Source organism: Kocuria sp. ZOR0020, from assembly GCF_000800955.1.
Taxonomy (GTDB): Bacteria; Actinomycetota; Actinomycetes; order Actinomycetales; family Micrococcaceae; genus Kocuria; species Kocuria subflava.
In genome coordinates this window covers 1-1,267 of the sequence record NZ_JROX01000121.1, presented here as the reverse complement: position 1 = coordinate 1,267, position 1,267 = coordinate 1, and the positions used below count along the sequence as shown (strand labels likewise).

General features: G+C 68.8%; 2 protein-coding genes and 1 pseudogene. All 3 read left to right on the top strand.

The genetic code is table 11. The features are described from left to right. Positions 1 to 363 (top strand): DUF305 domain-containing protein (locus L979_RS07935; RefSeq protein ID WP_047691304.1); only part of this gene is annotated, 363 nt, incomplete at its 5' end. A 103-nt stretch (positions 364 to 466) separates the two neighbouring features. Then, positions 467 to 811: an NADH-quinone oxidoreductase subunit A gene (locus tag L979_RS07930; protein WP_047691301.1), complete on the top strand. Its 345-nt coding sequence runs from the start codon at positions 467 to 469 to the stop codon at positions 809 to 811. After that, positions 802 to 1,267 (top strand): annotated as a pseudogene (locus tag L979_RS07925) (hypothetical protein); the annotation flags it as partial. The gene L979_RS07930 and the pseudogene L979_RS07925, both read left to right, overlap by 10 nt.

The following is a 1,267-nucleotide window of genomic DNA, read 5'->3' as shown; positions in this document are numbered from 1 at the left end:
CGCGCCCGCGGTGCCCTGACCTCGGAACGAAACCCAGGGCGCTTCAGGTTGGAGGAGTGGTACGGGCTGACCCCTGAAGAGGCCATGGCCCAAGCCCCGGCAGAAGCCCAGGAGGAGATGAAGATCCTGGAGGAGGAGACCCAGATGATGATCGAGGAGCTGTCGGCCGCTGAGGCCGGTGAGGACTTCGATGTCGCTTTCGTGCAGAAGATGATTCCACACCACAACAGCGGGATCATCGAGTTCCTCGAGCCGCAGTCTCGCGCCGTGCACCCGCAGCTGCGCGTGGCGGCCACCTCGGGGATCACCACCCAGCAGGCCCAGGTCGCGGACTTCCGCACCTGGCTCGCCGGCCGCGCCTGATCACCGAGCTGAAACGGCGCGATCGGTGGGGCCGCCTGTTAGGGTGGCCCCATCGATCAACGATAGACTTCCATGTTCCGACCGTGCGAAAGGGGAGACCGTCGTGTACTCCGGAATCGTGGCCATGGCCCTGGTGGCGATGTCGGTCGTCGTTCTCCTCTACGCGCTGCACCGCACAGCAGTGATCACGGCCGACCCGCTGACGGTGCTGCCCGCTCAGTCCGGGTGGATGCCCCAGGAGCACGCGCTGTCCCGGTTCCACGCCCGCTGGTACCTCGCCTCGATCGTGTTCCTGGCCTTCGACGTCGAGATGCTCTTCATGTACCCGTGGGCGGTGGTCGTGATCGAGAAGGGGATCTCCGCGGTCGTGGAGATGTTCCTGTTCCTCGGGGGCCTGCTCGTCGCCGTGGCCTGGGCCTGGCGGGAAGGAGCCTTCCGATGGGCCTGAACGAACTCCTCGCCCGCTTCGCGGTTCGGGCCGCGCAGGTCCTCGTCGTCGAGGTCCCGGGACACTGGGACGCGCGCATGGAACTGGAGCAGCAGCTGCTCCGCCGCGGGTGGCGGCCGGCCTCAACACCGGCCGACGCGGACGTGCTCGCCGTGTGCGGTGTCCCCGGCCCCGAGCTCTCGGAGCTCGTGGACCGGCTCTGGGAGCAGATGCCCGGTCCTCGCGTCCGCGCCGACATCACCTCGCCGGGAGGGGTGGGACCAGCCCTCGACGACGCCGCAGCGCTCCTGCTCGACACCCCGCACCACCGGACGGACGCCCGGGAACGGCCGCAGGAGCCCGAGATCCCCGAGGACGTGGATCATGGGGGCCACGGGGGCATGGACCACGGCGAGATGGACCACGGCGAGATGGACCACGGCGAGATGGACCACGGGGGCATGGACCACGGCGAGA